The 395-nt window shown below is 68.9% G+C and carries 1 protein-coding gene and 1 pseudogene; both read left to right on the plus strand.

The window, feature by feature from the left end; all coding sequences use genetic code 11:
* Window positions 1-194, plus strand: a 194-nt coding sequence (locus AC4FQ5_RS19835) for a hypothetical protein (protein ID WP_491146331.1), incomplete at its 5' end; no start/stop codon positions are given.
* A pseudogene (locus tag AC4FQ5_RS19840) lies at window positions 191-395 on the plus strand (dihydrofolate reductase family protein); the annotation flags it as partial. The gene AC4FQ5_RS19835 and the pseudogene AC4FQ5_RS19840, both read left to right, overlap by 4 nt.

The raw sequence follows: 395 nt of genomic DNA on the forward strand, positions 1-395 counted from the left end.
CCGCGCGTCAGGCCGATGGAACGTGGATGCAGGCTGGTCGGCTTCCGGGTCGGGTGTGGGTCGACATCGACGTGCCGGCGGGGGAACCGTCGAAGTGGCTCACTCTCATCGGCACGCGCGTCCTCGACTGGTGGGACGAGAGCCGCGACGTCGGGAACGATGAGTCGCCGATCCACGAGGAGGAGGAGCCATGACCGGACGCATCGTCATCGACCTGTTCAGCACCCTCGACGGTGTGCAGCAGGCCCCGGGCCGGCCCGACGAGGACCGCGAGGGCGGTTTCGCGTTCGGAGGCTGGCAGGCGCCGCTCGTCGACGACCGGGCGGGCGAGCAGATCATGGAGGGGATCGAGCGTACGGATGCTCTGCTCCTCGGGCGCAAGACGTACGACATCT

It is taken from the genome of Chryseobacterium sp. DT-167 (genome assembly GCF_058310155.1).